Annotated in this window: 3 protein-coding genes; all 3 read left to right on the top strand. The window is 59.2% G+C overall.

Translation table 11 applies throughout. From position 1 onward, the window contains the following. On the top strand, window positions 1–1,452 hold a 1,452-nt coding region (locus ACIOWE_RS29925; protein WP_401398556.1), incomplete at its 5' end, for a CTP synthase. A 5-nt stretch (window positions 1,453–1,457) separates the two neighbouring features. Continuing rightward, window positions 1,458–2,303 (top strand): 3-deoxy-8-phosphooctulonate synthase, encoded by an 846-nt coding sequence (kdsA, locus tag ACIOWE_RS29920; RefSeq protein WP_401398554.1) that lies wholly within the window; start codon window positions 1,458–1,460, stop codon window positions 2,301–2,303. 157 nt (window positions 2,304–2,460) lie between these two features. Then, a partial coding sequence (locus ACIOWE_RS29915; protein ID WP_401398559.1) for a hypothetical protein occupies window positions 2,461–2,522 on the top strand: 62 nt, incomplete at its 3' end.

The following is a 2,522-nucleotide window of genomic DNA, read 5'->3' as shown; positions in this document are numbered from 1 at the left end:
GCCCCCCCCCCCCCACCCCCCCCCCCGCGCGCCCCGGCCTGGGGCGCTCGCTCCCCCCCCCCCGCCCCTCCCAACCACAACAACGGCACCACTGGCCGTGTCTACGAGCACGTGCTGCGCAAAGAGCGCCGTGGTGACTACCTGGGTGCAACCATCCAGGTGATCCCGCACATCACCGACGAAATCAAGCGCCGCATCATCAAGGGTGCTGGTGACGCTGACGTGGCAATGGTTGAAATCGGTGGCACCGTCGGTGACATCGAGTCGCAACCGTTCCTCGAAGCCATCCGTCAACTGCGTTTCGAAGTCGGCGCCAAGCGCGCGATGCTGATGCACCTGACGCTGGTGCCGTACATCGCCACCGCTGGCGAGACCAAGACCAAGCCAACTCAGCACTCGGTAAAAGAGCTGCGTTCGATCGGCCTGCAGCCAGACGTGCTGGTGTGCCGTTCCGATCACCCGATCGACATCTCGTCGCGTCGCAAGATCGCTCAGTTCACCAACGTTGAAGAACGTGCGGTAATTGCGCTGGAAGACGCCGACACCATCTACAAGATCCCGGGCATTCTGCACTCGCAGGGTCTGGACGATTTCGTCGTTGAGCGTTTCGGTCTGCAATGCGGCAGCGCTGATCTGTCCGAGTGGGAAGCAGTGGTTGACGCCAAGCTGAACCCGGAGCACGAAGTGACCATCGCGATGGTCGGCAAGTACATGGAACTGCTGGACGCCTACAAGTCGCTGATCGAAGCGATGAGTCACGCCGGCATCAGCAACCGCACCAAGGTCAACCTGCGTTACATCGATTCCGAAGACATCGAAAATCAGGGCACTGCGCTGCTCGAAGGTGTCGACGCGATCCTCGTACCGGGCGGCTTCGGTCTGCGTGGCGTGGAAGGCAAGATCACTGCCGTTCAATACGCTCGCGAAAACAAGGTTCCGTACCTGGGCATCTGCCTCGGCATGCAAGTGGCGGTCATCGAATTTGCCCGTAACGTGATGGGCTGGAAAGACGCCAACTCCACCGAGTTCGACCGCGCCAGCGGCCACCCGGTTGTGGGTCTGATCACCGAGTGGGAAGACGCGACCGGCGCCGTTGAAGTGCGTACCGAAACGTCCGACCTGGGCGGCACCATGCGCCTTGGCGCTCAGGATTGCCTGCTCGAAGCCGGCTCCAAGGTGCACGATTGCTACGGCAAGGACGTGATCGTCGAGCGTCACCGTCACCGTTACGAAGTGAACAACAACCTGCTGCCACAAATCATCGAAGCCGGCCTGAAAATCTCCGGTCGCTCCGCTGACGCAGCGCTGGTTGAAGTGGTTGAAGCACCGGATCATCCATGGTTCGTGGCTTGCCAGTTCCACCCTGAGTTCACCTCGACACCACGTGATGGCCATCCGCTGTTCAGCGGTTTTGTCAAAGCAGCGTTGGCTCAACACCAGAAGAAGGCGTAAACCCGATGGCACAGAAGATCATCCGCGTCGGCGACATCGAGATTGCCAACGACAAACCCATGGTGCTGTTCGGCGGCATGAACGTGCTGGAAAGCCGTGACATGGCCATGCAGGTGTGCGAAGTGTATGTGAAGGTCACCGAGAAACTCGGTATCCCTTACGTGTTCAAGGCCAGTTTCGACAAGGCCAACCGTTCTTCTGTGGCCTCGTATCGCGGTCCTGGCCTGGAAGAGGGCATGCGCATCTTCCAGGACATCAAACAAGCCTTCGGCGTGCCGATCATCACCGACGTCCACGAGCCTGATCAGGCCGCGGTCGTCGCTGAGGTCTGCGATATCATTCAACTGCCGGCCTTCCTGTCGCGCCAGACCGATCTGGTCGTCGCGATGGCCAAGACCAATGCAGTGATCAATATCAAGAAAGCCCAGTTCCTCGCGCCTCAGGAAATGAGACACATCCTGAACAAGTGTGTGGAAGCGGGTAACGACCAACTGATCCTCTGCGAGCGTGGTTCGAGCTTCGGCTACAACAACCTCGTGGTCGACATGCTCGGCTTCGGCATCATGAAGCAGTTCGAGTACCCGGTATTCTTCGACGTGACCCATTCGCTGCAAATGCCTGGCGGTCGTTCCGACTCCGCCGGCGGTCGCCGTGCACAGGTTCTGGATCTGGCCAAGGCCGGCATGAGCCAAGGTCTGGCGGGTCTGTTCCTCGAAGCGCACCCGGATCCGGACAACGCCAAATGCGACGGCCCTTGCGCCTTGCGTCTGGACAAACTGGAGCCATTCCTGGCCCAGCTCAAAGCGTTGGACGAACTGGTGAAGAGTTTTCCGACGGTAGAAACCGCGTAAACCTCAATTCTCCGGTAAAGTACCGCACGATTTGTCGCTCATGCCCTCGGGCATGAGCGTTATCGTCTGCAAGTCTGCCCGCTGCACACCCCTTGCCGACGGTAAAAAGATTTCCTCTAGCTGCGTCGTTTTCGTCAACTTTGGAGTGTTTACAACAATGGCAAAAATCGTCGACATCAAAGGGCTTTACTTAAACGACACCCTGGCAAATCCCACCGG

The organism is Pseudomonas sp. NPDC087598, from assembly GCF_044743525.1.
Lineage (GTDB): Bacteria > Pseudomonadota > Gammaproteobacteria > Pseudomonadales > Pseudomonadaceae > Aquipseudomonas.
This window is presented reverse-complemented; position numbering and strand designations above follow the sequence as displayed.